25 protein-coding genes are annotated in these 25,851 nt (G+C 64.1%); 15 read left to right on the forward strand and 10 right to left on the reverse strand.

Annotation, left to right across the window (positions count from 1 at the left end; all coding sequences use genetic code 11):
* Positions 1 to 35: 35 nt before the first annotated feature.
* On the reverse strand, positions 36 to 1,001 hold the full coding sequence (locus tag ABIA90_RS15460) for a LysR family transcriptional regulator (protein WP_343287528.1): 966 nt from the start codon (positions 999 to 1,001) through the stop codon (positions 36 to 38).
* A gap of 119 nt (positions 1,002 to 1,120) precedes the next feature.
* Between ABIA90_RS15460 and solA the strand changes: the two genes are divergently transcribed.
* From solA to ABIA90_RS15485, 5 genes are all read left to right on the forward strand, one after another.
* Positions 1,121 to 2,290, forward strand: coding sequence for an N-methyl-L-tryptophan oxidase (gene solA / locus ABIA90_RS15465; protein WP_354118164.1), 1,170 nt, complete (start codon positions 1,121 to 1,123; stop codon positions 2,288 to 2,290).
* Between the two features lie 76 nt (positions 2,291 to 2,366).
* On the forward strand, positions 2,367 to 3,179 hold the full coding sequence (locus ABIA90_RS15470) for a transporter substrate-binding domain-containing protein (protein ID WP_028152112.1): 813 nt from the start codon (positions 2,367 to 2,369) through the stop codon (positions 3,177 to 3,179).
* A 98-nt stretch (positions 3,180 to 3,277) separates the two neighbouring features.
* A complete protein-coding gene (locus tag ABIA90_RS15475; RefSeq protein WP_354118163.1) occupies positions 3,278 to 4,021 on the forward strand; it encodes an amino acid ABC transporter permease in 744 nt (247 codons plus the stop codon).
* Entirely contained in the window at positions 4,018 to 4,860 is an 843-nt protein-coding gene (locus ABIA90_RS15480; RefSeq protein ID WP_354118162.1) for an amino acid ABC transporter permease, read from the forward strand. Before ABIA90_RS15475 ends, ABIA90_RS15480 begins: the two co-directional genes overlap by 4 nt.
* An 11-nt stretch (positions 4,861 to 4,871) precedes the next feature.
* On the forward strand, positions 4,872 to 5,624 hold the full coding sequence (locus ABIA90_RS15485) for an amino acid ABC transporter ATP-binding protein (protein WP_354118161.1): 753 nt from the start codon (positions 4,872 to 4,874) through the stop codon (positions 5,622 to 5,624).
* A gap of 42 nt (positions 5,625 to 5,666) precedes the next feature.
* On the opposite strand, the gene ABIA90_RS15490 is transcribed toward ABIA90_RS15485, so the two are convergent.
* Both ABIA90_RS15490 and cysK read right to left on the reverse strand, forming a co-directional pair.
* A complete protein-coding gene (locus ABIA90_RS15490; RefSeq protein ID WP_028152108.1) occupies positions 5,667 to 5,906 on the reverse strand; it encodes a BrnA antitoxin family protein in 240 nt (79 codons plus the stop codon).
* 3 nt (positions 5,907 to 5,909) lie between these two features.
* Positions 5,910 to 6,887, reverse strand: a complete 978-nt coding sequence (gene cysK / locus ABIA90_RS15495; RefSeq protein WP_166096645.1) for a cysteine synthase A — start codon at positions 6,885 to 6,887, stop codon at positions 5,910 to 5,912.
* Positions 6,888 to 7,110: 223 nt separating this feature from the next.
* Between cysK and ABIA90_RS15500 the strand changes: the two genes are divergently transcribed.
* The gene (locus tag ABIA90_RS15500) at positions 7,111 to 7,329 is read left to right on the forward strand and encodes a hypothetical protein (protein ID WP_028152106.1); all 219 of its coding nucleotides are present in this window, start codon (positions 7,111 to 7,113) and stop codon (positions 7,327 to 7,329) included.
* On the opposite strand, the gene tgt is transcribed toward ABIA90_RS15500, so the two are convergent.
* Positions 7,330 to 8,478, reverse strand: coding sequence for a tRNA guanosine(34) transglycosylase Tgt (tgt, locus tag ABIA90_RS15505; RefSeq protein ID WP_354118160.1), 1,149 nt, complete (start codon positions 8,476 to 8,478; stop codon positions 7,330 to 7,332).
* Positions 8,479 to 8,721: 243 nt separating this feature from the next.
* Between tgt and ABIA90_RS15510 the strand changes: the two genes are divergently transcribed.
* The 4 genes from ABIA90_RS15510 to ABIA90_RS15525 all read left to right on the forward strand — a co-directional run bounded on the left by ABIA90_RS15510 (position 8,722) and on the right by ABIA90_RS15525 (position 12,853).
* Positions 8,722 to 9,876: a patatin-like phospholipase family protein gene (locus ABIA90_RS15510; protein WP_354118159.1), complete on the forward strand. Its 1,155-nt coding sequence runs from the start codon at positions 8,722 to 8,724 to the stop codon at positions 9,874 to 9,876.
* Between the two features lie 135 nt (positions 9,877 to 10,011).
* On the forward strand, positions 10,012 to 10,758 hold the full coding sequence (locus ABIA90_RS15515) for a TetR/AcrR family transcriptional regulator (RefSeq protein ID WP_354118158.1): 747 nt from the start codon (positions 10,012 to 10,014) through the stop codon (positions 10,756 to 10,758).
* Positions 10,759 to 11,009: 251 nt separating this feature from the next.
* On the forward strand, positions 11,010 to 11,612 hold the full coding sequence (locus ABIA90_RS15520) for a PepSY domain-containing protein (protein WP_354118157.1): 603 nt from the start codon (positions 11,010 to 11,012) through the stop codon (positions 11,610 to 11,612).
* Between the two features lie 218 nt (positions 11,613 to 11,830).
* A complete protein-coding gene (locus ABIA90_RS15525; RefSeq protein WP_354118156.1) occupies positions 11,831 to 12,853 on the forward strand; it encodes an aspartate-semialdehyde dehydrogenase in 1,023 nt (340 codons plus the stop codon).
* Between the two features lie 111 nt (positions 12,854 to 12,964).
* Here the strand turns inward: ABIA90_RS15525 and queA are convergent, their stop codons facing one another.
* The 5 genes from queA to coaD form a co-directional block, all read right to left on the reverse strand.
* The gene (gene queA / locus ABIA90_RS15530) at positions 12,965 to 14,038 is read right to left on the reverse strand and encodes a tRNA preQ1(34) S-adenosylmethionine ribosyltransferase-isomerase QueA (protein ID WP_354118155.1); all 1,074 of its coding nucleotides are present in this window, start codon (positions 14,036 to 14,038) and stop codon (positions 12,965 to 12,967) included.
* Between the two features lie 143 nt (positions 14,039 to 14,181).
* Positions 14,182 to 14,646 (reverse strand): peptidylprolyl isomerase, encoded by a 465-nt coding sequence (locus ABIA90_RS15535; RefSeq protein WP_071913717.1) that lies wholly within the window; start codon positions 14,644 to 14,646, stop codon positions 14,182 to 14,184.
* Positions 14,643 to 15,053 carry a UCP034077 family protein gene (locus ABIA90_RS15540; protein ID WP_063983169.1) on the reverse strand — a complete coding sequence of 137 codons (411 nt, stop codon included), beginning with the start codon at positions 15,051 to 15,053 and terminating at the stop codon, positions 14,643 to 14,645. The genes ABIA90_RS15535 and ABIA90_RS15540 overlap by 4 nt, the downstream gene beginning before the upstream one ends.
* 9 nt (positions 15,054 to 15,062) lie before the next feature.
* Positions 15,063 to 15,638, reverse strand: a complete 576-nt coding sequence (locus ABIA90_RS15545) for a peptidylprolyl isomerase (protein WP_063983168.1) — start codon at positions 15,636 to 15,638, stop codon at positions 15,063 to 15,065.
* 37 nt (positions 15,639 to 15,675) lie between these two features.
* Positions 15,676 to 16,173 (reverse strand): pantetheine-phosphate adenylyltransferase, encoded by a 498-nt coding sequence (gene coaD / locus ABIA90_RS15550; protein ID WP_085404698.1) that lies wholly within the window; start codon positions 16,171 to 16,173, stop codon positions 15,676 to 15,678.
* 249 nt (positions 16,174 to 16,422) lie between these two features.
* On the opposite strand from coaD, the gene ABIA90_RS15555 reads away from it, so the two are divergent.
* The 5 genes from ABIA90_RS15555 to ABIA90_RS15575 all read left to right on the forward strand — a co-directional run bounded on the left by ABIA90_RS15555 (position 16,423) and on the right by ABIA90_RS15575 (position 22,857).
* Positions 16,423 to 16,680: a hypothetical protein gene (locus ABIA90_RS15555; protein WP_071913713.1), complete on the forward strand. Its 258-nt coding sequence runs from the start codon at positions 16,423 to 16,425 to the stop codon at positions 16,678 to 16,680.
* A gap of 192 nt (positions 16,681 to 16,872) precedes the next feature.
* A complete protein-coding gene (locus tag ABIA90_RS15560) occupies positions 16,873 to 18,726 on the forward strand; it encodes a potassium transporter Kup (protein ID WP_354118375.1) in 1,854 nt (617 codons plus the stop codon).
* 468 nt (positions 18,727 to 19,194) lie between these two features.
* Positions 19,195 to 21,498, forward strand: coding sequence for a TonB-dependent siderophore receptor (locus ABIA90_RS15565; protein ID WP_354118154.1), 2,304 nt, complete (start codon positions 19,195 to 19,197; stop codon positions 21,496 to 21,498).
* Between the two features lie 4 nt (positions 21,499 to 21,502).
* The gene (locus ABIA90_RS15570) at positions 21,503 to 22,666 is read left to right on the forward strand and encodes a PepSY-associated TM helix domain-containing protein (RefSeq protein ID WP_354118153.1); all 1,164 of its coding nucleotides are present in this window, start codon (positions 21,503 to 21,505) and stop codon (positions 22,664 to 22,666) included.
* Entirely contained in the window at positions 22,663 to 22,857 is a 195-nt protein-coding gene (locus ABIA90_RS15575; RefSeq protein WP_085404694.1) for a hypothetical protein, read from the forward strand. Before ABIA90_RS15570 ends, ABIA90_RS15575 begins: the two co-directional genes overlap by 4 nt.
* An 88-nt stretch (positions 22,858 to 22,945) precedes the next feature.
* On the opposite strand, the gene gyrA is transcribed toward ABIA90_RS15575, so the two are convergent.
* On the reverse strand, positions 22,946 to 25,687 hold the full coding sequence (gene gyrA, locus ABIA90_RS15580; protein ID WP_135213710.1) for a DNA gyrase subunit A: 2,742 nt from the start codon (positions 25,685 to 25,687) through the stop codon (positions 22,946 to 22,948).
* Between the last annotated feature and the right edge of the window lie 164 nt (positions 25,688 to 25,851).

The following is a 25,851-nucleotide window of genomic DNA, read 5'->3' on the forward strand; positions in this document are numbered from 1 at the left end:
ACAAAAAGCCCGGCTCGCGCCGGGCTTTTTCGTTGCTAGTAATCTTGGGTGAACCAAGGCACGAGCGTCCGGATCCGCGGCATCGCCTGCATCGTAATGCTCGTCCGAGCCATCTCCGCGATGCGCGGCGCCAGTGATGAGAGATCGCCACGGCGGGTCACCAGAAGCAGCTCACGAAAAAATCCGGGGCCCGGCAGAGGGAGAGCGCTGACTTGACCAGCGTGAGCGAGCCCCTGCAACAGACACAGCGGCGTGGTGATCGCCACGCCCATCCCGGTGGCGACCATGGCGACCAGGCTGTCCGAGGTGTCAAACTCAAAGGCCCGCGGTGGGCGAATGCCCAAACGGCTCAGGTGGCGCTCGACCTGAGCGCCTGCATAGGAGCGTTCGCTGTACCGGACCAGGCGATGCCGGGTCAGGATCTCCCGCAAATCAAGGTCAGCAAATTCGGCTTCCAATCCGCGCGGCACCACCAGTAGATTTGGCTCGCGGTAAAACGGGAAGCGCTCGATATCATACAGGTCATCCATCGCATCGCATGTGATCGCCGCGTCGATCGTTCGGTGGACCAGCGCCTCGGCATGCGAGTGAGCAAGGCCCGACCAAACGGACAGACTCAGTGCGACCTCGCCCGTCATGAGCTCCTTGACGAGGTGTGCGCCGACCGTGGCGGCATAGGAGTCGATGAGGCCGAGCCTCAGATCGACACGCTCAGGCAGTTTCGCTGCGTCCCGGAGTGCGCTGAGTAACGTGTCAAAGTCGCGATTCAGATCGCGAACACGGCCAGCAAGGATGCGGCCCGCCCGCGTCAGTGTAAGCGGCCTCCGGCTACGGTTGAAGAACGCGACGCCGATCGAGGCCTCGGCCCGCCGCACAGCCTGAGAAACCGCTGATTGCGTCATCCCGAACTGACGGGACGCCTGAAGCATGCTGCCGGACTCCGCGACGGCAGCGACAATCTGCAAGCTTCGCAAGTCTGGAACAGGTGGCGTCATATCCATAGCTTAAGCAGAAGTCATATTAACATGCAAATTGCCTTCATTATATGAATTATCCTTGTAGGAGAGCCGCATCCGAAAGCAGACTTCGGATCGTCCTAACAATTAAGCAGTCCCGATCCATGAGCGAGCAAGCGGATATTCTGGTGATCGGCCTCGGTGCCATGGGCAGCGCGGCCCTCTATCAACTGGCCAAGCGAGGGGTAAAGGCGGTTGGCCTCGATCGCTTTGCCCCGCCCCACACGATGGGATCCAGCCACGGCGAAACCCGCATCACCCGGCAGGCGGTCGGCGAAGGCCGCGATTACGTGCCCCTGGTGCTGGATACGCACCGGATCTGGCGTGAGCTCGAGGCCGAGACGTCTGCCGAGCTGCTGAACCCATGCGGCCTCGTCGTCATGGCGCCCGGTGTCGGCGAGACGTCACACCACGGCAAGCCGGATTTCGTGGCGCGCTCGATTGGAGCGGCGCGTGACTTCGGCATCGCGCATGAAGTGATCGACGGGCGAGAGGTGGCTCATCGCTTCCCGCAGTTCCTGAATCTCCAGGGCAACGAGAAGGCCTATTACGAACCCGGCGGAGGGTACGTTTTTCCGGAGCGCTGCATCAAGGCGCAGCTGACGCGCGCGGAACAGCTCGGCGCAACGATCCGCACGGGAGTCGAGGTTCTCTCGATCGCGCAGCGCGGCTCCGCCGTTCGGGTGGAAACGTCCTCAGGCACATTCGAGGCCGACCAGGTGGTGGTGTCGGCCGGCGGCTGGAATGCCCACCTGCTCGGCGCGCCGTTTGACCGCGTGCTCACGGTGAAGCGGCAGGTGCTGCATTGGTACGAGCTCGACGATACCGGCGCGTATCGCGCCGACGCCCCTGTGTTCATCTGGATGCATGGCGCGACCGATGTCGACTACCTCTACGGCTTCCCGCCTTTGCCTGGCGATCGTCGTCTCAAGGTCGCGACCGAGCAGTACGAGACCAACACGACGGCCGACGCCATCGATCGCACCGTCGATCCCGCGGAATCGGCTGAAATGTACCGGAAGCACGTCGCGGGGCGGCTCGCCGGCGCCACGCCGCGCGTCGCGCAGGCGGCCGCCTGCATCTACACGGTGACGCCCGATCGGGGCTTCATCATCGACCGCCATCCCGACCAGGACAGGATTTGTGTCGTCTCGGCGTGCTCGGGCCACGGCTTCAAGCACTCGGCAGGTATCGGCAACGTCGTAGCCGGGATGGTGACCGACGGTCGAAGTGCCATCGACCTCAGCCCATTCTCCATCTCCCGTTTTTCGTGACGTTTGGCACGAGCCTTGTATCTTGAACAAGCGCGCGCAGCGCGCGTCGTGATCACAATCCTGGAGGCGTCATCCGATGAGAGACATTGTCCGTTCCATGATGACAGGCATCGCGGCGCTGCTGATGCTTGGCAGCGCCCAAGCAGCTGATGGCGTCGATGCCATCAAGCAGCGCGGCACGTTGAATGTCGGCGTCAAGGCTGACTACAAGCCCTTCGGCTTCCGCGATCCCACGGGAAACGTGGTCGGCATCGAGCCGGATCTCGCTGCGGACATTGCCAAGCGCCTCGGCGTCAAACTCGAACTCGTTCCGGTCGCGGCCTCCAACAGGATCGAATTTCTTCAGCAGGGAAAGGTCGACCTGCTGATCGCGACCATGTCGGACAGGCCGGAACGCCGTCGCGTGGTTCAAGCCATCGAGCCGCTATACTATTCGGACTATGTGAACATCCTTCTCAACAAGAAGTCCGGCATCAAGGACTGGGCCGAGCTCAAGGGAAAACCCGTCTGTGCAACGTCGGGGGCCTGGTACAACAAGGACGTTGCCAAATCCTACGGCCCCGAAATCGTTGCGTTTGACGGCTCGGAGAAGCCTCTGTTCGCCATGAAGCAGGGCAACTGCATCGGCTATGTCTACGATCAGACCTTCCTGCAAGGCAAGCTGCTCGAGGACGAGTGGAAGGCGGACTACGACTTGCCCCTGAAAGGTATTTTGCCATCGCCATGGATGATCGCTGTCGCGCTCGATAATGCCAGCCTTCAGAAGCTGCTCGAAGATACGACAAAGGACTGGATGAAGACCGGCTTCATCGTGGCAGCGGAAAAGAAGTGGGGCATTACGCCGACCGAGTATTCGCTGCTCATGCACGAGCAATACAAGGACAAATAGACGCGCAGAGCGGAGCGCCAGATCCGTCTTGCGCTCCGAACAGGTCGAGCCAATGCACTGATACGAGGCATCGCCTCAACAGTTTGGTGTCGCGCAAAATGCACGAAATCGGCGACTGGTTTCAACGGCTCTACGAAACGACGGGGCTGAATTTCTCCGTATTCTACGATGCCTACGATTGGGACCGCTATTTCGGCGGGCTCAAGATGACGTTGCTTCTGAGTGTCACGACCATCCTGCTGAGCCTGATCATCGGCGCGGTGGGCGCCTTGCTGCAGAGCAGTCCGTCGATGCTGTTGCGGTTGCCCGTCAATGCTTTCGTGGTGATGTTCCGCAACACGCCGCCGCTGGTCCAGATCTTCTTTTTCTATTTCGGCCTCGGCACCATGCTCCCAGCCGTCGAGGCGGCGGGCATGCGCGTTCCGCTGCTGAGCAACGTCCAATGGGCCATCATTTCGCTGTCGCTGTTCGCGGGCGCCTTCAACGTCGAAATCTTCCGCTCCGGCATCGAAGCTGTGCCGAGGACGACGCTGGAAGCCGCGGAGGCGCTCGGATACACGCGCCTCAAGGCTTACGTCCATATCGTCCTTCCGCTGGCCATTCGCGTCTGCCTTCCCGCACTGAACAACAACCTCGTCAACCTGCTCAAGACGACCACCCTCGCCTACGCGATCGCCGTTCCCGAGACGCTGTATGCGGTCAAGCAGATCTGGTCGGAATCGCAGAACGTCTTCGAAATGATGGTCGTATTGCTGGCGACCTACGGCATCCTTGTCGGCGTCCTCGTCTGGCTGATGCATCGCTGGGAGCGGGCGATGCGCATCCCGGGATATGTCCGATGAAAGACGCCCAGGCCGAGCACAGGCTTGCCGTCCTTCTGCCGCATCGTCCCGCGCCGGCCCGGATATCCGTTCGGATCGGCCCGCTGGCCGCCGCGATCCTCTGTTTCTGCGCCATCATGGCCGCGTCCACCGCGTGGGCGCAGACCGGACCGGCGGTGCTGTCCCCGCTGCAAGTCATTGTGAAGTGGTCGCCGCTGCTGCTGCGCGGGTTCGCCTTCAACATCCTGATCTCCCTGCTGGCCATGCTGCTGGGGACCATCGCCGGGCTTGGCCTGGGTCTGGGGTTGTTGTCGGAGTTTCGACCGCTCGCCGCCGTCAGCTGGCTCCTGACTCAATTCTTCCGCAACGCACCCTGGCTGGTGCTGCTGTTCTTCGTCATGTTTCTGGTGCCCTTCCAGGTCACCCTCTTCAAGACGACCATCCCCTTGCCGGATTGGATCAAGGCGACGGTGGGCTTCGCATTGCCGGTCATGGCGAATGTCGCCGAGGTCGTGCGCGGTGCCGTCCGCTCCATTCCGTCGACGCAATGGGAGGCGGCGGAATCGCTCTCGTTCACGCGGCGCCAGACGATGTGGCTGATCATGCTGCCACAGTGCATCAAGCGCATGCTGCCGCCTTGGATGAACGTCTATGCGCTGGTCGCGATGTCGACGGTGCTGGCATCGATCGTCGGTGTTTCGGAAATGCTCACCTTGACTGCGCAGGTGCATGCCGCCGAAGGCGGCAGGCCGGAGCTGTTCGCGCCGCTCTACGGTTTCGCGCTGCTGTGTTTCTTTCTCTACTGTTATCCGATCAACCTCTGGACCGCGCGTCTCGAGCGTCGGTTCCGCATACGCTGAGGGAGCAGTGCATGGCCACGAGCTGGACTCCGGATCAGCCCATCGTCCAATGCGTCGACGTCAGAAAGTCGTTCGGAGCTCTCGAGGTCCTGAAAGGCATCAGCCTGTCGGTCAGGAAGAGCGAGGTGATCTGTATCATCGGCCCGTCCGGATCAGGCAAATCCACGCTGATCCGCTGCATCAATGCGTTGCAGCCGATCACGTCCGGCAGCATTCAGATCGAAGGCATCGAGGTGTCCGATCCCAGGCTCGACAAGCTGGCGCTGCGCCGCAAGGTCGGGATGGTGTTTCAGCAGTACAATCTTTTCCCGCACAAGACGGCGCTCCAGAACGTGATGATGGCGCCGATCCATGTTCTCGGCCAGAAACGTGCCGAGGTCGAAGCGCGCGCCCGGGCGCTGCTTGCCAAGGTTCGGCTCGCGGGGAAGGAGGATACCTATCCCGGCGAGCTCTCCGGCGGACAGCAGCAGCGCGTGGCCATCGCCCGCTCGCTGGCGATGCGGCCGGACATCATGCTGTTCGACGAAGTCACGGCCGCCCTCGATCCGGAAACGGTCAAGGAGGTCCTGGTCACCATCCGGGAGCTGGCCGAGGATGGCATGACATGCCTCCTCGTCACCCATGAGATGAACTTCGCGCGTGAGGTCGCCGATCACGTCTACTTCACCGACCGCGGTGTGATCGTCGAGCACGGGCCGCCGGAGGCCTTGTTTACGGCAGCAAAGGACGAGCGAACGCAGCGGTTTCTGTCGCAGGTCCTCTGAGTTTGCCGGCACGCCGCCCTTCGGCGCCCCGGGCAGGAGGCGCTACTTCCCCGCCGCCTTGCGCAGCGCCTCGTTGATGCGGTCCTGCCAGCCGGGACCGCCCTGCTGGAAGAACTCCAGCACGTCCTGGTCGATTCGCAGCGTGACCTGCTCCTTGATTCCCGGCGCCACATTCGGCTTCGGTGGCGCCACGGCGACCTTGGCGGTCACCTTCTTGAACGCCGCCTCGGCCTCCGACCGCGCATCGCCAAGCGTGCGCGGCCGCCTCGGTTGATCCGTCATGTCCTAGATTCCCTCAAACAGAGCCGTCGAAAGATACCGCTCGGAGAAGGACGGCACTATAGCCAGAATGGTTTTTCCCGCAGCTTCCGGCCGCTTGCCGATCTGGAGCGCAGCTGCGATCGCCGCGCCCGAGGAAATGCCGCCGGGAATGCCCTCATGCCGCGCCAGCGCCCGGGTGGTCTCGATCGCGGTCGTCGAGTTGATCTTCACGATCTCGTCAATCACCGAGCGGTCGAGGATGTCGGGCACGAAGCCGGCGCCGATGCCCTGGATCTTGTGCGGCGTGTGCTGGCCGCCTGATAGCACCGGGCTTTCCTCCGGCTCGACCGCTACCACCCGCAAGGAGGGTTTGCGCGGCTTGAGCACCTGGCCGACGCCGGTGATGGTGCCGCCGGTGCCGACGCCGGCGACGAAGATATCGACGTTGCCGCCGGTGTCGTTCCAGATCTCCTCGGCGGTGGTGCGGCGGTGCACCTCGGGATTGGCGAGGTTCTTGAACTGCTGCGGCATGACCGAATTCGGCGTCGTCTTCAGGAGCTCCTCGGCGGTTGCGATCGCGCCCTTCATGCCCTGTGCCGCCGGCGTCAGCACCAGCTCGGCGCCGAGAAAGGCCAGCATCTTGCGCCGCTCGATCGACATCGATTCCGGCATCACCAGCTTGAGCCGGTAACCGCGCGAGGCCGCGACGAAGGCGAGCGCGATGCCGGTGTTGCCCGAGGTCGGCTCGATCAGCACGGTGTCGGGCTTGACGATGCCGGCCTTCTCCATCGCGATGATCATGGCCGCGCCGATGCGATCCTTCACGCTCGCGGCGGGATTGAAATATTCAAGTTTTGCCAAAATCGTCGCGTTGACGCCGTGCATGCCCGGCAGCCGCTGCAAGCGCACGATCGGCGTGTCGCCAAAGGCCTCGACGATCGAAGAGTAGATCCGGCCGCGGCCGGGCTGGTGCGCTGCACCCGTGTTGGACGATGCGTCCATGATGAACTCCCTGTGACGACAATTTCTGTTTCTGCAGCGTCTCTTGCGCAGTAACGGACAGCTTGGGACGACACGCAAGCGACAATGCGGCACATGTTAAATACGCTGCATCGCAAAATCGCGTGAGCTGTAATTATCAGAAAACCAACGCATTTGTGTTGCGGCCTCGTCAACTGATTCGGTCTATGTTAGACTTAGGTCTCAAAGCAGAGAGGTCACCACGATGTCAGCAGTCGCTGAAGTGTTGTCGACCGTCGCACATCATCGCGCCCCGCGTTGCAGCGAGTTGCCGACCTGCGCCGTCTGCGCCGACTCGATGGTCGCCGCCGAAGCATCCGCCTACATCTCTGACCATATGATCAGCTATCTCTGGACCTGCGACAATTGCGGCTACGGCTTCGTGACCAAGCACGCCGTCAAGCAGCGGATCGTCTGCAACTGACTAGCGCGGGTCGATGTCGCCCCTCGCCCAGTCCTGGCGCGTACGCTGGTAGAACTCGTCGAACGTCCCGTGTGCGATCGCGTCCCTGATGCCCTGCATCAGGGACTGGTAGTAGGCGATATTGATCTCGGAGAGCAGCATGGCGCCCAGCGTCTCGCCCGCCTTAACGAGATGATGCAGGTAGGCGCGCGCGTAGTTGCGCGCCGACGGCCAGGAACTCTCTTCGTCGAGCGGACGCGGATCGTCGGCGTGGCGCGCGTTGCGCAAATTGACCTGTCCGAAGCGCGTGAAGGCAACGCCATGACGGCCATTGCGCGTCGGCATCACGCAATCGAACATGTCGATGCCGCGCTTGACCGCTTCGAGGATGTCGTCGGGCGTGCCGACGCCCATCAGGTAGCGCGGCCGCTCTCTCGGCAGCATCGGTGCGGTCTCGTCGATCATCGCCAGCATCACCGCCTGCGGCTCGCCGACGGCAAGTCCGCCGATCGCATAGCCGTGGAAGCCGATTGCGACGAGGCCTTCGGCGCTGGCGTGACGGAGCTGCGGCACGTCGCCGCCCTGCACGATGCCGAACAGCATGTACCCGTCGGGCGCACTCTCGAATGCGCGCTTGCTTCGCTCGGCCCATCGCAGCGACAGCCGCATCGCCCGTTCGATGTCGTCCCGCTCGGCCGGCAGCCGCACGCATTCGTCCATCTGCATGGCGATGTCGGAGCCGAGGAAGCGCTGCACCTCGATCGAGCGTTCCGGTGACAGTTCGACCTTGGCGCCGTCGATATGCGAACGGAATGTGACGGCGTTCTCGGTCACCTTGCGCAGGTCCGACAGCGACATCACCTGGAAGCCGCCGGAATCCGTCAGCATCGGCCCGTTCCAGCCGGTGAACCGCTGCAGGCCGCCGAGCGCCGAGATCCGCTCGGCGCCGGGACGCAGCATCAGATGATAGGTGTTGCCGAGCACGATGTCGGCGCCGGCCTCGCGCACCTCGCGCCAGTGCATGCCCTTCATGGCGCCGGCGGTTCCGACCGGCATGAAGGCCGGCGTCCGCACCACGCCATGCGGCGTGGTCAGGCGCCCGGTGCGCGCGGCGCCATCGGTGGCGAGCAGCTCGAAGTGATTGGGTAGACCGGTGTCAGGAAGATTCATGGTCGTGCTTATTGCGTGTCGGAAGAGGCTGATCAACCCGCTCGGACCACGCCAGAGCCGGCTTGTGGCTCAGACCGGGACACATTTGACGCCGACTTGATCGCCCGGCGCGCTTGCCAAACAAAACGATACAGTGTAGTTTTTGCGCGGGGCTGGACGAGAAGCCGCGGTGAATTTTGCCGGCGGCAGTATTTGCGTGATCGCCAGCCACCGACAATGCCCTCCGCTCCATGTTCGACCGAAATGTCCGGCCCCTCGCGCGGCTGGATCAGACAGACAGGCGCCCGCCTGACCGGATTCCTGGTTCTGGCGTGCAGCCTGGCACTCGGCGCCTGCACCTCCCTGCCCCGCACGCCCTATACGGCCGCTGAGGCCAGCACGTCGCGCGTGCTCGATATCGACGGCTTGCGCCGCTACGCCGACGAGCCCGTCACGAAATTCAGCTTCGAGAAGGACACCAGCACCGCCACGAAGTCCTATCTGGCGCTCTCCGGCGGCGGCGCCGATGGCGCCTATGGCGTCGGCGTGCTCAACGGCTGGACCACGGCGCGCACCCGGCCGACCTTCTCGGTCGTCTCGGGCGTGAGCACCGGCGGTCTGATCGCACCGTTTGCGTATCTCGGCTCGCAATATGACGACACGCTCAGGGAGCTCTACACCAGCGGCATCGCGGAGAGCCTCCTGAGCGATCCCAGCATCATGCGTGTGCTGTTCGGATCCGGCCTGTTCGGCAACACGCGGCTGCGCGAGCTCGTCGCCCGCTATGTCGGGCCGGAGATCATGGCACAGGTTGCGCGTGAAAATGCCAAGGGCCGAAAGCTGCTGGTGGTGACCACCGATCTCGACACCCAGCGGACCGCCATCTGGGACATGGGCAAGATCGCAGCGGTCGGAACACCCGAGGCGCTCAAACTGTTTCGCGACGTGATGGCGGCTTCCGCCAGCATTCCCCTGGTGTTTCCGCCCATCATGATCGACGCCGAAGGCCAGGGCCGCAGATTTCAAGAGATGCATGTCGACGGCGGCGTGACCGCGCCGGTGCTGACGCTGCCGGAAGCCCTGCTCTCCCAGGACCGCCTGCCCGGCAACGCGCGGATGAACATCTACATCCTCGTCAACAAGAAGATCGAACGCAATTTCGAGCTCGTGTCCAACAGCACCATCGACGTCGCCTCGCGCAGCCTGTCGTCGATCACCCAGTCGCAGACGCGCTCGATCATCTTCTCGACCTATGATTTCGCCAAGCGCAACAATCTCGGCTTCCACCTCTCCTACATCGCGCGCGATTACCCCGCGCCGCCTTCGGAAGGGTTCGACACCGTCTATATGCGGGCGCTGTATCAGTACGGATACGAGAAGGCTGCCTCCGGCCAGGCCTGGACTTCGAAGCTGCCGTGATCTCTCGTGACGGAACGAGACCGTGCCGAAACCGTTGACGATATGGCCAATTCGGCCAGATTCGCGATGACGCCCCCGCTCCCGCGCGATATAGAGCGAATGACGACGATTAGAAGCGCGCAGGAATCATTGGGCATGGGATTGACTGCGACCAAGACAAAACCGGCAGCGCCACGGCGCGAGTTGCCGAAATCACGCGGCGGCCGCCCGACGAAAACCGCCGCGATCGAGCGCGATCAGCGGCTGATCGAGGTTGCCACCCGCCTGTTCCTGGATCGCGGCTTCGACGCGACCTCGCTCGATGCCGTCGCAGAAGCGGCCCGGGTCAGCAAACCCACCGTCTATTCCCGTTACGGGGACAAGCGCGGCCTGTTTGCCGCCGTGCTGAGGCGCGAAATCGCGCGCTGGCTTGCGCCACTATCGGCAGCCGCCGAGACCCAACTCTCCAGCGCCTCGGACATTTCGGTCGAGCAGAGGCTGGTCGAGATCGGGCGCGAGATGCTCACCTTCACCTGCGGGCCCGATGCCGTCGCATTCAGCCGCATGATGACGTCGCAGGCCATCAATTTCCCCGACATCGCCAAGCTCGGCAAGGAGGAAGGCTGGCTGAAGGCCGTCGCCACCACGGCCCGCTTCTTCGACCGTTTGGTGGCGCAGGGCGCACTCGACGTCGACGACACCACGATCGCGGCAGAGGTGTTCCTCGACGTCGTCGTCGGTCACACCCACCGCCTGGCGACGTTCGGCACGGCGCTGGAATTGAAGGCCGCCGAGAAGCGCATGCGCGCGGCGATCAAGCTGTTCCTGGCCGGTGCGCTGGGACCAGCAGACCGCGTCCAGAGCGCCGCAAAGGGCACACCGCGGCGGCGCCCGTCCCGCTGACAATTCCGTGAGGTTGCGACGTTTCCCCCTGGAGGTTACGCCCGCGTCGTTGACCAAAACAAAACGATACGGTATGGTTTAGTTATAAGCGATACGGACCGCTTTTTCACCAGCCCCAAAGGGGTCCGTACCGCCCAAGATCGCCGTGCCGGGTCCAGCCCGCTGCGACGCTCCGCGGCCGGCCGATGCCCAAGGCCGGCCGCGAATTCTTTACGATCATCCGGCACACTCGCTGGCCGAGGGTTTCGAGCATGACGACAACCAAACGATTGATCTCGCGATTACTTGCGATCGCCTTGCCCGCGCTGCTCCTTGCCGCGCCGGCGCGGGCGATCGTCACCACGGGCACGCCAACCGCGCTTCACGGCGACACAGATGGTGATGCTGAAGCAGACCGCCAAGCGGTCAGCCGCGAAATCGAACGATTCCGCAGCTCGTCGATCTCGATCGGCCAGGCCATGGCGATTGCGGAAGCCCGTCATGCCGGTGCCACGACGGCGGATGTGAGTTTCGACGGAGCCTCCGGCGTGCCGGTCTACCGGGTGAAGACCCTGCACAACGACCGCATCTGGCGCCACACCATCAACGCCGCAACCGGCGAGCTCGTCGGCGGCGAAGCCGCCCTCCCCCTCGCCGAACTCGATCTCGACGACCGCAGCAATCTCGCAGCACTCGGTGCCATCAAGCACCGCCTTGCGGATGCCGTGCACGTCGCTGAACGTGCGGCTTCGGGCAAGGCGATCAGCGGCGGACTGGTGCGCGAACGCGGCCGGCTGAATTTCGCGATCGTCGTCATCAGCGGCGACAACCTCAAGGAGGTCATCCTGGAGCCGCCGGGCGCCCGGACGAAATAGCGGCGGCCACAATCCCGCCGAAAAGCCATTGACGGGCGCGAAACTCTCCCGCATAAGTCGCCGCCATGTTCACGACCACCAAACGCACGACTAAAACCACCACGGCCTTCGGGGCCCGGGGAGGCGTGCGCGCGTAGGTCGTCGACTTAAACGCAATCCACTCTACCGAAGCTCCGACCTCTGGTCCGGGGCTTTTTTGTTGTCTTCAGCTCAATGCAATGGAGGAGAATGTGAGTAACGATCCCGTCGTCGCGATTGTCGGCGTCACCGGTGCGGTGGGCGCCGAATTCATCGCCACCATGGACAAGCGCGGCTTTCGCGTCGGCAAGCTCAAGGCGCTCGCAAGCGCCCGCTCGGCCGGCAAGACGGTGTCGTTCCGCGGGCAGGACGTCGTCATCGAGGAATTGACCGAGCGCGCTTTCGAGGGCGTCGACATCGCCCTGTTCTCCGCCGGCGGCAGCATCTCCAAGAAGTTCGCGCCTGTAGCGGTCAAGGCCGGCGCCGTCGTGGTCGACAACTCCTCCGCCTTCCGGATGGACCCCAACGTGCCGCTGGTGATCCCCGAGATCAACGCCAACCGCATCCGCGACCACAAGGGCATCATTGCCAACCCGAACTGCGCCGCCATCACCGCGCTGGTGCCGCTCTGGCCGATCCACCAGAAGAACCGCATCAAGCGCGTCATCATCTCGACCTACCAGGCGGCCTCGGGCGCCGGCGCCGCCGCGATGGACGAGCTCGTCGAGTCCACCCGCGCCAATCTCAACGGGCAGGTCTATACGCCCAAGGTGATGCCGCACCCCTACGCCTTCAATCTCTTCAACCACAACACGGCCGTCGACCCTGAAACCGGCTACAACGACGAAGAGACCAAGGTCATCAAGGAAACCCGCAAGATCTTCGAGGACGAGAAGATCGCGATCGGCGTCACCTGCGTCCGCGTACCGGTGCTGCGCGCCCATTGCGAGGCCATCACCTTCGAATGCGAGAAGCCGATCAGCGAGGACCAGGTCCGTGCCATCATGGCGCAGGCGCCCGGCGTGAAGCTCGTCGACGACCGCGTGAAGAACTACTTCCCGATGCCGATCGACGCTTCGGGCCAGGACGACGTCCTGGTCGGCCGCATCCGCAAGGATCTCAGCGATCCCTCAGTGCATTCGATCTCGATGTTCGTGGCGGCGGACCAGCTGCTCAAGGGCGCCGCGCTGAACGCGGTGCAGATCGCGGAGTTGTTGCCGTAGCGGGTGATGGCGTAACCGGTGTCGTAGGGTGGGCAAAGCGAAGCGTGCCCACCAATCGACCTGAAATATGCGGATAGATGGTGGGCACGGCGCTACGCGCCTTTGCCCACCCTACGGCTCTGCCCGAAACAACAAGCACGCATCCCCGTACGAATAGAACCGGTACCCTTCCGCAATCGCGTGCGCGTAGGCCTGCTGCATCGCCTCGAGCCCGGAGAAGGCCGATACCAGCATGAACAGCGTCGACTTCGGCAAATGGAAATTGGTCAGCAGGATATCGACGGCACGGAAGCGATAGCCGGGGGTGATGAAGATCGACGTCTCGGCCGCGAACGGCTGGATGGTGCCGTCCTCGCCGGCCGCGCTTTCGAGCAGCCGCAGTGACGTCGTGCCGACGGCGATGATGCGGCCGCCGTTCTGCCGTGCGGTGTTGAGCCGCTCCGCCGTCTCGGCCGAGATCGTGCCCCACTCAGCATGCATCTTGTGGCCTTCGGTGTCGTCCACCTTCACCGGCAGAAACGTTCCGGCACCGACGTGCAGCGTGACGCGGTTGATGCCGACGCCGCGGTCGCGCAGCGCCTGCTCCAGCGCCGGGGTGAAATGCAGGCCGGCGGTGGGTGCCGCGACGGCGCCTTCATTGGCCGCGAACATGGTCTGGTAGTCCGCGAGGTCCTGATCGTCGGGTGTGCGCTTCGAGGCGATATAGGGCGGCAGCGGCGGGCTGCCGAGATCTTCGATCGCCTGATCCAGCGCCGGGCCGTGAAACGAGAATGACAGTGTCACTTCACCATCGGTGCCCTTGGCCTCGACCTCGGCGTCGAGATGGCCGAGCAGGCAAACCTTGCCCTCGTTGCCGAAGCGGATGCGGTCGCCTGCCACGAGCTTTTTTGCCGGCTTCACCAGTGCCTGCCAGCGCGAGCCGTCGAGGCGCTTGATCAGCGTCGCCTCGATCTTGGGCTCGGTCTCGCGGCCGATGCGGCGGCCCTTGAGCTGCGCCGCAATCACCTTGGTGTCGTTGACGACGAGCTGGTCGCCCGCCCTCAGCCATTGCGGCAGGTCGGTGATGATCTGGTCGCGCAGCGCGCCGCCTTCCACGACCAGCATCTTCGCGGAGTCGCGCGGGCTCGCCGGGCGCAACGCGATGCGCTCGGCGGGCAGATCGAAATCGAAGAGATCAGTGCGCATGTCTGGCTCAGCGCCACGCAGTCAGACCCTCATGGTGAGGAGGCGCGTAGCGCCGTCTCGAACCATGAAGGCCGAGCTGCAACAGCGGGGCCTTCATCCTTCGAGGCGCGCGTTCCGCGCTCCTCAGGATGAGGGTTGAGCGGTTACTCCGCGTCCGCGGCCATCCGCGCCTTGACGATCTTGTCGGGGTTCTGGACGGGCTCGCCGCGCTTGATCTTGTCGACGTTCTCCATGCCCTCGGTGACCTTGCCCCACACCGTGTACTGGTTGTCGAGGAAGCGGGCGTCGTCGAAGACGATGAAGAACTGGCTGTCGCCGGAATCGGGGCTGGCGGCGCGGGCCATCGAGGTGGTGCCGCGCACATGCGGTTCCTTGTTGAATTCCGCCTTCAGCTTCTTGCCGGAGCCGCCGGTGCCGGTGCCCTGCGGGCAGCCGGTCTGCGCCATGAAGCCCTCGATCACGCGGTGGAACACGATGCCGTCGTAAAAGCCCTCGCGGACCAGTTCCTTGATGCGCGCGACGTGGCCGGGCGCGAGATCGGGCCGCATCTCGATGGTGACGGGGCCCTGCGTGGTCTCGAGGATCAGGGTGTTTTCGGTGACGCTCATGCTCGTCTCTCTTGCGTTGGGGGTGAAGTCTTCCGGTTACGGAACTGGATCGCGAATGGACGTCCCGCGGCGGCGCCGGCCATTGCATCGGTAAATGGCATCGGCGTGCAGCGTTGCAGCGCCTCCATCACGGCGACCCGGTATTGCAGCCGGTCATTGTCGGAGGCCTCCGCGGATTCATAGGTAATCCTCGGATGGCCCAAAATGTTTCCGGCCCGGTTAAAGCTCACGACGACGGTGATGTCGATAGGGCGAGCCTTGCTGGGCGGCGGCGGCTTCCAGCAGGTCCGCAAGTGCTGGAAGATGTCCTGGATGGTGTTGACCTCTGCGTCTCCGGCGGCCGCGCCGGAAACGCCTGAAAGCAGCAGCGCGGCAGCCAGCAGAAGCCTATTGCCATAGCGCGCCATGGCCCCATCCTATTTGATGTCGGAAGCGACCTGGACCTTCACCATCTTGTCGGGATCGGTGACGGCACCGCCGGCCGAACCGGGCGGTGCCTTCTTCAGCTTGTCGACGACGTCCATGCCCTGCACGACCTCGCCGATCACGGTGTACTGGTTGTCGAGGCTGCCGCCGTCCGCGAACATGATGAAGAACTGCGAGTTGGCACTGTCGACGCTGTCGCCGCGCCGCGCCATCCCGACGATGCCGCGGGCGAAATGAACCTTGGAGAATTCCTGTTTCAGGTTCGGATATTTCGAGCCGCCGGTGCCGTTGAATTTCTCGCCGTCGCCGGTCTGGGCCATGAAGCCGTCCATGACGCGATGGAACGGCACGTTGTTGTAATAGCCCTCGCGCGCGAGCTGCTTGATGCGCTCGGCATGCTGAGGCGCAATGTCGGTCCGCAGCTTGATGACGATGCGGCCCTTGGTGGTGTCGATGACGATGGCGTTGGCCTTGTCGAGATTGGCCGGCAATTGCTGCGCCACCGCCGGGACCGCGCTGAAGAGCGCGGCAAAGATCGTGGCAAGAATTGCGAGACGACGGATCATGAGAACTCCGGATCAGGTAGGATGAAGAATTGCGCCGTTATCCGGCGAATTTGGCCTTGAGCAGGTTGGCGACGAGCGGCGGCACGAAGGTCGAGATATCTCCGCCCATGGCCGCGATTTGACGCACCAACGTGCCGGTAATTGGGCGGACGGCCGGAGAGGCCGGCAGGAACACGGTTTGGACGTCCGGCGCCATGGCGCCGTTCATCCCGGCGAGCTGCATCTCGTAGTCGAGGTCGGTGCCATCGCGCAGGCCCCGGATCATGACAGTCGCGCCGTGCCTGCGTGCCGCAGTGACCGCAAGATCGTCGTAGGTCACGGCCTCGAGCGTGCAGCCGACCTGGGCCGCAACCGGCCCGCAGACGTCATGGAGCATCTTGAGCCGCTCCTCGGTTGAGAACAGCGGCTTCTTGCCGGGATGGACCCCGATCGCGACCACGAGCCGATCGCACAGGGGGACACTGTTCCGGACCACGTCCAGATGGCCGTTGGTGATGGGGTCAAAGGAACCCGGATAGAAGGCGATACGCGGCATGTCCCCGTCCTACCGCGCCCGGCCCGGCCCGGCAAGCCAGACGGGTTCCCTGCCGGTTTTTCGGCGGCGCCGAGTCGGAATCCCCCGAATTGTTTCGTCCTCGGGACGGCCATGAAACAAAACGAAGTGCGAACGAAACCATTTCGGGCGTCCGCGAAGACGTCCGGAAACTGGCCATGGTTACTAATCCACCCAACGAATGACGGGCCGCACAACTGGGCGTAGCGGCCGCATCACAGGGGACCGTCAATGATCAAGACCATCTCGGCCATCGCTATTGCTGCGTTCGTTGCCGCCGCTCTCACCGTCCTTCCCGGTTTCGCTCCGACCGTCGAAGCGAGCGTCCCGCAGCCGCTGGCCAAGAGCGACCGCCTCGATATCCGCACCGTCGGCAAGGACTGCTCGCAGCAGGCCTGGCCGAACTTCGAGGCGTCCTGCCTGCGCCAGGCCGGCACCAAGGCCAATATCCGCGAGGCGCGTCTCGTGACCGCCGACCGGACCCCGTAGTCGAACCTGTCAGCTTCGCGTCATATAAACCCCGAGATAAATCTCATGGATATTTGCGACGTCTCGTCGCAGACTGTCTGATACTCGCGCTCGTCGGAATGGCCCGGCGGGCGCGATCCCATCGGGGGGTCGACCTTGTCCAGTACGCCCGCAGTCGTTTCCGGCCATCACCCTGACCCTCTGCCGATTGCCATGACCATGGGCGCCCTCGGGGTGGTCTATGGCGATATCGGCACCAGCCCCCTCTACGCCCTGAAGGAAGCCGCCAAGGCGGCCGCCCATGGCGCTACGCTGACTCCCGAGGCTGTCCTGGGCGTTGCCTCGCTGATCCTCTGGGCGTTGCTGCTGATCATCTCGCTGAAATATGCGCTTCTGATCCTGCGCGCGGACAATCGCGGCGAAGGCGGCATCGTCGCGCTGCTGGCGCTACTGCATGCCCGCCACGCCCAGCCCGGCACCTGGCGCGCGCATCTCCTGGTGGTCGGCCTCGTCGGCGCTGCTCTCCTTTATGGCGACGGCGCGATCACCCCGGCGATCTCGGTGCTGAGCGCCATCGAGGGTCTCAAGGTCGACGCACCCTCGCTCGCGCCTGTGGTGGTGCCCATCACCGTCGCCATCCTGATCGGGCTGTTCATGATCCAGAAGCAGGGCACGGGCTTCATCGGCCGCATCTTCGGGCCGGTGATGCTGGCCTGGTTCTTCGTGCTGGCCGCGCTCGGCGTCCACGGCATCGTCAAGGCCCCGGCTGTGCTCGCGGCACTGAGCCCGCTCTATGCCTTCAACTTCCTGATCCACCAGGACTTCCACATCTCCTTCGCGATCCTCGGCGCCGCCTTCCTGGCGGTGACCGGCGGCGAAGCCATGTACGCCGACATGGGGCATTTCGGCCGCTTCCCGATCCGGCTCGCCTGGTTCGCGATCTGCCTGCCCGCGTTGGTGCTGAACTATTTTGGGCAGGCCGCGCTGCTGATCACCGATCCCGCGATGATCGAGAACCCCTTCTTTCAGCTCTGCCCGGACGCCCTGCACTATCCGCTGGTCGCCTTCTCGGCGCTCGCGACCGTGATCGCCTCGCAGGCGATCATCTCCGGCGTGTTCTCGCTGACCCAGCAATCGATCCAGCTCGGCTTCCTGCCGCGCATGCAGATCCGCCACACCACGAGCCATGCGATGGGCCAGATCTACGTGCCGCTGGTGAACTGGCTGCTCGCTGCCGCAACGCTCGGCGCGGTCCTGAGCTTCGGCACCTCGGAAGCGCTCGCCGGCGCCTACGGCATCGCGGTGTCGCTGCTGATGGCGATCACCACGCTGCTCGCGGCCCTGGTCGCGATCCAGTGGGGCTATTCGCCGTGGATCGTGGTCGCCGTCAACGGCTTCTTCTTCGTGATCGACGTGATCTTCTTCTCCGCCAATTCGATCAAGCTGTTCGAGGGCGGCTGGTTTCCGCTGCTGCTCGCGGCCCTCGTCGCCTTCATGATGCTGACCTGGCGCAGCGGCGTGAAGCTGGTCGAGGCGGCGCGCGCGAAGCTGCGCCAGCCCGAGGAGGACCTGATCGAGACCGCGGTCAACAAGTGCCGCGCCAGACTGCCCGGGACCGCCGTCTTCCTGGCCTCCGCACCGCGCGGCGTGCCGCTGGCGCTGACCCAATTCGTCAAGCACAACCACGTGCTGCATGAGCGCATCGTCCTCGTCACCGTGCTGATCGAGGAATCCCCGCACATCACCGATGAAGACCGCGCCGAGGTGATCGAGATCATCCCCGGTATCACCCGCGTGGTCCTGCATTACGGTTTCATGCAGAATCCGACGATCTATGCGGGCCTGACGCTCGCCTGCCGCCAGGGCAAGCTGTCCGGCATCGACCTCTCCGACATCACCTACTATGTCGGCCGCGAGACCATCATCCCGAGCGAGGACATTCCGGGCATGTGGGTCTGGCGCGAAGGCCTGTTCGCCTTCCTCCAGCGCAACGCCGAACGCTCCGCCGCGTTCTTCGGCGTGCCGACCAGGCAGGTGGTGGAGTTCGGGACCGAACTGGAGATCTGATCGTCGTGCGGATCGCCCGTTCAGGGCAAGGCAGGCTTCGCACCACGCGTCTCGATGAGATGCCGATCACCGACAGGTAGAGCTCGTCACGCCCGCTTACCCGGGAGTGTGCGACATTCGCGCGCACCCCAATCTTGTCTGGCCCATCACCAGACATACGCAGCAACAAATTCCAATGCTTTGTCGATCAGTTAGCTTCGCTTTTTTAGAAATTCTAAGAATGCTTCCAATTATGACGTTTCGAGTGATTCAAAATTCGTTCAACTCGACGCTCGCAGTGTCGCCATCTAACACGCGCGCGGGTGCGAAGTCGCGTGAGGTCAGAAGGATCATCCCGCCGGCGCGGCGATCGCCGGATGGGGCGCTGACATGGAATGCGATGGACACGGCCTGCGTGGTCGTGCGGACTATTTTTTAAGGAACACTTTCAAGAGCACAGCCAGCGCACTCGCGCTTGGCTGCTTGCTGATGGCCGTCACGCCGGTGAACGCGCAGACCGCCGGCCAGTCCGGTGCATCCGCGTTGCCGCCGGTGACGGTCGACGCACCCGTTCAGCGCGCGCAACGTCCGGTCCAGGTCCGGCGCAACGCATCGGCGCGGCGCAGTGCGAGCCAGCGGTCCGCTCAACAGGCCAACCGTTCGACAGTACAGCCGGAGCCCCAAGCGCTGGTGGGAACAGCAGCGCGCGTCAACGCCGGCACCAACGGGTTCGTCGCCACCCGCGCCTCCGGCGCCACCAAGACGGATGCGCCGATCATGTCGACGCCGGCATCGATCGCCGTCATCACTCGCGACGAAATGAATGTGCGGCAGGCGCAGAGCATCCGCGACCTCTTGCGCTACGCGCCAGGAATCTATTTCAGCAACGATACCGATTTCCGCTTTCAGAACGTCAGCGCGCGCGGCTTCAGCCTCGAAACATATCTGGACGGGCTGCGGCTCCAGGGCGGACCGTTCGGTGCGCCGCGGGTCGATCCCTATTTGCTCGAGCGCGCCGAGGTGATCACCGGGCCGGCATCCATTCTCTACGGCGCCGCCTCGCCCGGCGGCATCCTCAACCTCGTCAGCAAGCGCCCGACTGAAAATCCGTTCGGAGAAGTCTCCCTGCAAACCGGCTCGTTCAACCGGATCCAGGGCGCCTTCGATGTCGGCGGCCCCGTCGACAAGGACAAGACGCTGCTCTACCGCGTCACCGGTATCGGCCTCAACGCCGACACCCAGGTCGACAATATCGGCGAGCAAAGATTTTCGATCGCGCCGGCCTGGACGTGGCGTCCGAGTATCGACACCACCATCACCTTCCTGACGAGCTACCGGCAGGACCCGAAGGGTGGTGCCTTCGCGCTCTTGCCGATCCAGGGCACGCTGGTGCCGGGGACGTTCGGGCAGATCCCGCGCAATTTCTTTGCCGGCGATCTCAACTACGAGACTCTCAAATACAAGCAGGCAACCGCCGGCTACGAGTTCGAGCATCGTTTCGACGACGTCTTCACGGTGCGCCAGAACGTACGCTACCTGCACAATGAGCTCAGCTATGTCGAGGTGCAGCCCGGCGGGTTCACGACGACGGGCGCGGGCGGCACGCTCCGGCTGGTCGACGGCCGCACGATCAACCGGAGCTACTTCTCGACCAACGAGAACCTCGACACATTCGCTGCCGACAACCAGCTCCAGGCCAAGTTCAACATGGGACCGTTGCAGCATACGGTCCTCGCAGGGGTCGACTACCAGCGGTTCGACTTCAACAATCTCGCCCGCTTCGCGGCCACCAACACGCTCGACATCCTGGCGCCGAATTACACGCAGAACATCGCCGTCCCCACGGCGCTCTTCCAGAACCTCGACCAGCACCTGTCGCAGCGCGGCCTCTACGTCCAGGACGAGGCCAGGCTCGGCCGGCTCACCGTGCTCGGCGGAGTCCGCTACGACTGGGCCGAGGGTAATACCCTGGCGCAGAACACCGGCGTTCGCGTCCTGAACGACGACCAGAAGCCAACCGGCCGCATAGGCGCGATCTACAATTTCGACAACGGCATTGCGCCCTATGTCAGCTACTCGACCTCGTTCCAGCCGACCTCGGTCGGCACGCTGCTGAACGGCCAGCCGTTCAAGCCGACCACCGGCGAGCAGTATGAAGGCGGCGTGAAGTATCAGCCGGTCGGGACCAATCTGATGTTCACTGCCGCGGTCTACGACCTCAAGCAGCAGAACGTGGCAACGGTCATCAGCGGCCCCGGCATTCCCGCCAACACCACGGCGCAGGTTGGCGAGGTCAGCTCGCGCGGGTTCGAAGGATCCGTCGTCGGTAGCCCCCTGCCCGGCCTGAGCCTGCGCGGGCAGTACTCCTATCTCGACAACCGGATCAGCTCGCCCCAGGACGTGAATTTCGGCAAGCGGCTCGCCAACGTCCCGATGCACACCGCCTCGCTCTGGGCCAACTATCTGGTGCAGGGCGGTCCTGCCACCGGCTTCGGCTTCGGCGGCGGCGTCCGCTACGTCCACGACATGTACACGACCAACGCCAACAATCTGACGGTTCCGACCATCGTGCCGGGCGTCTTCCTGCCCGCCGCCACGGTGCCGGCCAGCACGGTGTTCGATGCGGTGCTGTCCTATGATTTCGGGATGCGGTATCAGCAGTGGAAGGGCCTCAGTGCGGCGGTGAACGTCAACAACGTGTTCGACAAGACCTATGTCTCGTTATGCACGGCCGGCGGCTGCCGCTGGGCGCTGGGGCGCACGGTGCTGGCGACGCTGACCTACCGGTGGTGAGAGGATGACAGCACAGTCAGTCAAATGGTGGTCGCTGGTCCACAAATGGACCAGCCTGGTCTGCACGCTATTCCTCCTGATGCTTTGCATCACCGGGCTCCCACTGATCTTTCATGACGAGATCGACGAGCTCTTCAAGTCGGAAGCCTCGGCCCGGGAGCTCCCGGCGGATACTCCGCAGGCTCCGCTAAGCCGGCTGGTCGACGCCGCCAAGGCGCGCTATCCGCAGCGCTACCTCCAGGTGCTCGGCTGGGACGACGATCGCGCCAACGTCGTCAACGTATTCCTCTCGGCTACGCCCGAAGCTCCCCCCGGCCAACGTTTCCTGAAGCTGTCATTCGATTCCAGGACCGCGGAACTGATCGGCGAAGACACGCAGCAGGGCGGCCTGATGAGCGCCATCCGCATATTCCACCGCGACATGTTCTTGGGGTTGCCGGGTGAACTGTTTCTCGGCGTCATGGGCCTGTTGTTTGTCATCGCGATCGTTTCCGGCATCATGCTCTACGCGCCCTTCATGCGCCGGCTCAACTTCGGCACGGTGCGTCGTATCGGCGCGTCGCGGGTCAAATGGCTCGACCTGCACAATCTGATCGGCGGAGTGACTCTCATATGGCTGCTTGCCGTCGGCGTCACCGGTGTCATCAACACGATATCGTTGCCGCTGTTCTCCGCCTGGCGCGCGGAGGTGATGCCGGAGCTGATCGCGCCGCACTTGGGCAAGCCGCCGCTTGCGAAATGGTCCGACGTCGACGACGTCATGGCCGCAGCACGTCGGGCGCTCGACGGCAACACGCCGGCCAGCATCATCTTTCCGACGGTCGCACGGTTCGGGACACCACGGCACTTCATCGTCTGGACCAAGGGCACGACGCCGATCACCTCGCGCCTGTTCACGCCCGCGATGCTCGACGCCGAAACCGGGCAGCTCGTCACTGCGCGTGGCCTGCCGTGGTATCTCAGGGCGTTGCAGGTATCGCGCCCGCTTCATTTCGGGGACTACGGCAGCCTGCCGCTGAAGATCATCTGGGCGCTGTTCGATCTTGCCGCGATCGTCGTGCTTGCCAGCGGCGTCTATCTCTGGCTCGGCAAGCGCAAATCGCCTCGCGTCACCACGCGCGCGCAGGACGGGCCGCCTGTCGTAGCGACATCCGGGATCCGTCCATGAAGCGCGAGCGCCACACCATGGACGAGATCTTTCGCTGGCCGCTCCTGCTCGGGGGGCTCATCCTTGTCGGGCTGGCGTCGGCGCTGTTCGGCGACGATGGCTGGGACGCGCTGTCCTGGGCAACACTGGCAATTCCGCTGGCCGTGCTCGGCTGGAAGGCATCGCGCCAGCCGCATCTTCCAGGATCATAGGCCGGACACCGGCGCGTTGTGCCGTGCCGGACCTATCCGGTTGATTGCAACCGTCAACGGGGACGACACCTGACGGGATCGGCTCGATCTACGAACCGTTCCCGTTCTCGCCGTTCCCGCTATCGGCCTCTTCCGTGATGTGCTCGACCGAGACGACGTGCTCGTCCTCGGCGGTGTCGAACACGATCACGCCCTGGGTCGAGCGACCGGCGACGCGGATGCCTTCGACCGGGCAGCGGATGAGCTGGCCCTTGTCCGTGACCAGCATGATCTGGTCGGCGTCTTCCACGGGGAAGGAGGCCACCAGATTGCCGTTGCGGTTGTTGACGCTCATGGCGACGATGCCTTTGCCGCCGCGGCCAGTGGTGCGGTACTCGTAGGACGAGGTCCGCTTGCCGTAGCCGTTGACGGAGACGGTGAGCACGACCTGCTCGGCCGCCGACATCTCGACATAGCGCTCCTGCGGGAGCTGGAAGCTGCCGGAGGTCGTCTCTTCGGCCTCGGCATCCGCCGGAGCCTCGTCGACCACGGCTTCGCCGGCCACCGCACGACGCATCTTCAAATAGGCCGAACGTTCGTCCGAGGTGGTCTCCATGTGGCGCAGGATCGCCAGCGAGATCACCTTGTCGCCCTCGGCAAGCGCAATGCCGCGCACGCCCATCGAAGTGCGGCCGGTAAACACGCGCACGTCGGGGACGGGGAAGCGGATGCACTGGCCGCCGGCGCCGGTCAGCAGCACGTCGTCGCGCTCGGTGCAGATCTGCACGTCCACGATCGCTTCATTCTCGTCCAGCTTCATGGCGATGATGCCGGAGCGGCGGACGTCGACGAAGTCGGACAGCTTGTTGCGCCGGACGTTGCCGCCGGTGGTGGCGAACATCACGTCCAGGTTGCCCCAGGTCGATTCATCCTCCGGCAGCGGCATGATGGTGGTGATGCGCTCGCCCTGCTCCAGCGGCAGGATGTTGATCAGCGCCTTGCCGCGCGCGTTCGGCGCGGCCATCGGCAGGCGCCACACCTTCTCCTTGTAGACCTGGCCGCGCGACGAGAAGAACAGCACCGGTGTGTGCGTCGACGCCACGAACAGGCGGCTGACGAAATCCTCGTCGCGGGTCTGCATGCCGGCGCGGCCCTTGCCGCCGCGGCGCTGCGCCCGGTAGGCCGACAGCGGCACGCGCTTGACGTAGCCGGCGTGGGAGACGGTGACGACCATGTCCTCGCGCTGGATCAGGTCCTCGTCCTCGACCTCGCCCTCCTGCTCGATGATCACGGTGCGGCGCGGGGTCGCGAACTCGGCCTTCACTTCGGCAAGCTCGGTCTTGATGATGCCCAGCACGCGCGCGCGCGAGCGCAGGATGTCGAGATAGTCGGCGATCTCGCCGGCGAGCTTGTCGAGCTCGTCGCGGATTTCGTCGCGGCCGAGCGCGGTGAGGCGCTGAAGGCGCAGGTCGAGAATGGCCCTCGCCTGCTCCATCGACAGCCGGATCGTGCCGTCCTCGCTGATGCGGTGACGCGGATCGTCGATCAGCGTCAGCATGTCCTCGACGTCCCGTGCCGGCCAGTCGCGCGCCATCAGGGTGTCGCGGGCAGTGGTCGGGTCGGGCGAGGTCCGGATGACGCGGATCATCTCGTCGATATTGGCGACCGCGATCGCCAGACCGACCAGGATGTGGGCGCGATCGCGCGCCTTGGCGAGCAGGAACTTGGTGCGCCGCGTGACGACCCGCTCGCGGAAGTCGACGAAGATCGCCAGCAGGTCCTTCAGATGCATGATCCGCGGACGTCCGCTGTCGAGCGCCACCATGTTGACGCCGAAGCTCGTCTGCAGCGGCGTGAACCTGTACAGCTGGTTCAGCACCACATCCGGCACGGCGTCGCGCTTCAATTCGATGACGACACGGTAGCCGTCGCGGTCGGATTCATCGCGCAGGTCGCCGATGCCCTCGATCTTCTTTTCCTTGACCAGCTCGGCGATGCGCTCGACCATCGTCGCCTTGTTCACCTGGTAGGGAATCTCGGTGATGATGATCGCCTCGCGCTCCTTGCGGATGGTCTCGATCGCGACCTTGCCGCGCATGACGATGGAGCCGCGGCCAAGGTGGTAGGCGGCGCGGATGCCCGCGCGTCCGAGAATGACGCCGCCGGTCGGGAAATCCGGTCCCGGAACGATGTTGATGAGTTCCTCGATGGTGAGCGCAGGATTGTCGATCAACGCGACGCAGGCGTCGATGACCTCGCCGAGATTGTGCGGCGGGATGTTGGTGGCCATGCCGACCGCGATGCCGCCCGCCCCGTTGACCAGGAGGTTCGGGAACTTGGCCGGCAGGACCGACGGCTCGGTTTCGTTGTTGTCGTAGTTCGGCTGGAAGTCGACGGTGTCCTTGTCGATATCGGCCAGCAGAGCCAACGCCACCTTCGTCAGTCGCGCTTCGGTGTACCGATAGGCGGCCGGGGGATCGCCGTCGACCGAGCCGAAATTGCCCTGGCCGTCGATGAGCGGCACGCGCATCGAGAAGTCCTGCGCCATCCGGACCATGGCGTCGTAGATCGACTGGTCGCCATGCGGATGATATTTACCGATCACGTCACCGACCACGCGCGCCGACTTGACGTACTTCTTGTCGGGCGTGTGCCCCTGCTCGTTCATCGAGTAGAGGATGCGGCGATGAACCGGCTTCAACCCGTCGCGCGCATCGGGCAGCGCACGCGCCACGATCACGCTCATCGCGTAATCGAGGTAGGACTTCTTCATCTCCTCGTAGATGGAAACGGGACGAATGTCCGAGGGTTGCGCCGGCTGGTCGCCGGGCTTGTTGTCGTCGTCAGCCAAGGGGAAATCCGGTGAGATTTTATCTGGGAATCATATAGCGCATCGCCCCCCTGATAACCACCCTTGCGAGGTCTGGGGAAGCGGTTTTTCCGACTGTTTTTCCAGAGACTTACGAGCTCAGCACGATCGCTTCGAACGGAGCTGGAATGAGCCATTGGGAACCA

Origin of the sequence: Bradyrhizobium sp. LA6.8, assembly GCF_040547935.1 — a bacterium.
Classification (GTDB): Bacteria; Pseudomonadota; Alphaproteobacteria; order Rhizobiales; family Xanthobacteraceae; genus Bradyrhizobium; species Bradyrhizobium barranii.

What these genes read in the sequence shown, in the direction of transcription:
- ABIA90_RS15460 (WP_343287528.1), bottom strand. Translation starts at nt 1,001, where the DNA reads ATGGATATGACGCCACCTGTTCCAGACTTGCGAAGCTTGCAGATTGTC.
- solA (WP_354118164.1), top strand. Translation starts at nt 1,121, where the DNA reads ATGAGCGAGCAAGCGGATATTCTGGTGATCGGCCTCGGTGCCATGGGC.
- ABIA90_RS15470 (WP_028152112.1), top strand. Translation starts at nt 2,367, where the DNA reads ATGAGAGACATTGTCCGTTCCATGATGACAGGCATCGCGGCGCTGCTG.
- ABIA90_RS15475 (WP_354118163.1), top strand. Translation starts at nt 3,278, where the DNA reads ATGCACGAAATCGGCGACTGGTTTCAACGGCTCTACGAAACGACGGGG.
- ABIA90_RS15480 (WP_354118162.1), top strand. Translation starts at nt 4,018, where the DNA reads ATGAAAGACGCCCAGGCCGAGCACAGGCTTGCCGTCCTTCTGCCGCAT.
- ABIA90_RS15485 (WP_354118161.1), top strand. Translation starts at nt 4,872, where the DNA reads ATGGCCACGAGCTGGACTCCGGATCAGCCCATCGTCCAATGCGTCGAC.
- ABIA90_RS15490 (WP_028152108.1), bottom strand. Translation starts at nt 5,906, where the DNA reads ATGACGGATCAACCGAGGCGGCCGCGCACGCTTGGCGATGCGCGGTCG.
- cysK (WP_166096645.1), bottom strand. Translation starts at nt 6,887, where the DNA reads ATGGACGCATCGTCCAACACGGGTGCAGCGCACCAGCCCGGCCGCGGC.
- ABIA90_RS15500 (WP_028152106.1), top strand. Translation starts at nt 7,111, where the DNA reads ATGTCAGCAGTCGCTGAAGTGTTGTCGACCGTCGCACATCATCGCGCC.
- tgt (WP_354118160.1), bottom strand. Translation starts at nt 8,478, where the DNA reads ATGAATCTTCCTGACACCGGTCTACCCAATCACTTCGAGCTGCTCGCC.
- ABIA90_RS15510 (WP_354118159.1), top strand. Translation starts at nt 8,722, where the DNA reads ATGTCCGGCCCCTCGCGCGGCTGGATCAGACAGACAGGCGCCCGCCTG.
- ABIA90_RS15515 (WP_354118158.1), top strand. Translation starts at nt 10,012, where the DNA reads ATGGGATTGACTGCGACCAAGACAAAACCGGCAGCGCCACGGCGCGAG.
- ABIA90_RS15520 (WP_354118157.1), top strand. Translation starts at nt 11,010, where the DNA reads ATGACGACAACCAAACGATTGATCTCGCGATTACTTGCGATCGCCTTG.
- ABIA90_RS15525 (WP_354118156.1), top strand. Translation starts at nt 11,831, where the DNA reads ATGGAGGAGAATGTGAGTAACGATCCCGTCGTCGCGATTGTCGGCGTC.
- queA (WP_354118155.1), bottom strand. Translation starts at nt 14,038, where the DNA reads ATGCGCACTGATCTCTTCGATTTCGATCTGCCCGCCGAGCGCATCGCG.
- ABIA90_RS15535 (WP_071913717.1), bottom strand. Translation starts at nt 14,646, where the DNA reads ATGAGCGTCACCGAAAACACCCTGATCCTCGAGACCACGCAGGGCCCC.
- ABIA90_RS15540 (WP_063983169.1), bottom strand. Translation starts at nt 15,053, where the DNA reads ATGGCGCGCTATGGCAATAGGCTTCTGCTGGCTGCCGCGCTGCTGCTT.
- ABIA90_RS15545 (WP_063983168.1), bottom strand. Translation starts at nt 15,638, where the DNA reads ATGATCCGTCGTCTCGCAATTCTTGCCACGATCTTTGCCGCGCTCTTC.
- coaD (WP_085404698.1), bottom strand. Translation starts at nt 16,173, where the DNA reads ATGCCGCGTATCGCCTTCTATCCGGGTTCCTTTGACCCCATCACCAAC.
- ABIA90_RS15555 (WP_071913713.1), top strand. Translation starts at nt 16,423, where the DNA reads ATGATCAAGACCATCTCGGCCATCGCTATTGCTGCGTTCGTTGCCGCC.
- ABIA90_RS15560 (WP_354118375.1), top strand. Translation starts at nt 16,873, where the DNA reads ATGACCATGGGCGCCCTCGGGGTGGTCTATGGCGATATCGGCACCAGC.
- ABIA90_RS15565 (WP_354118154.1), top strand. Translation starts at nt 19,195, where the DNA reads ATGGCCGTCACGCCGGTGAACGCGCAGACCGCCGGCCAGTCCGGTGCA.
- ABIA90_RS15570 (WP_354118153.1), top strand. Translation starts at nt 21,503, where the DNA reads ATGACAGCACAGTCAGTCAAATGGTGGTCGCTGGTCCACAAATGGACC.
- ABIA90_RS15575 (WP_085404694.1), top strand. Translation starts at nt 22,663, where the DNA reads ATGAAGCGCGAGCGCCACACCATGGACGAGATCTTTCGCTGGCCGCTC.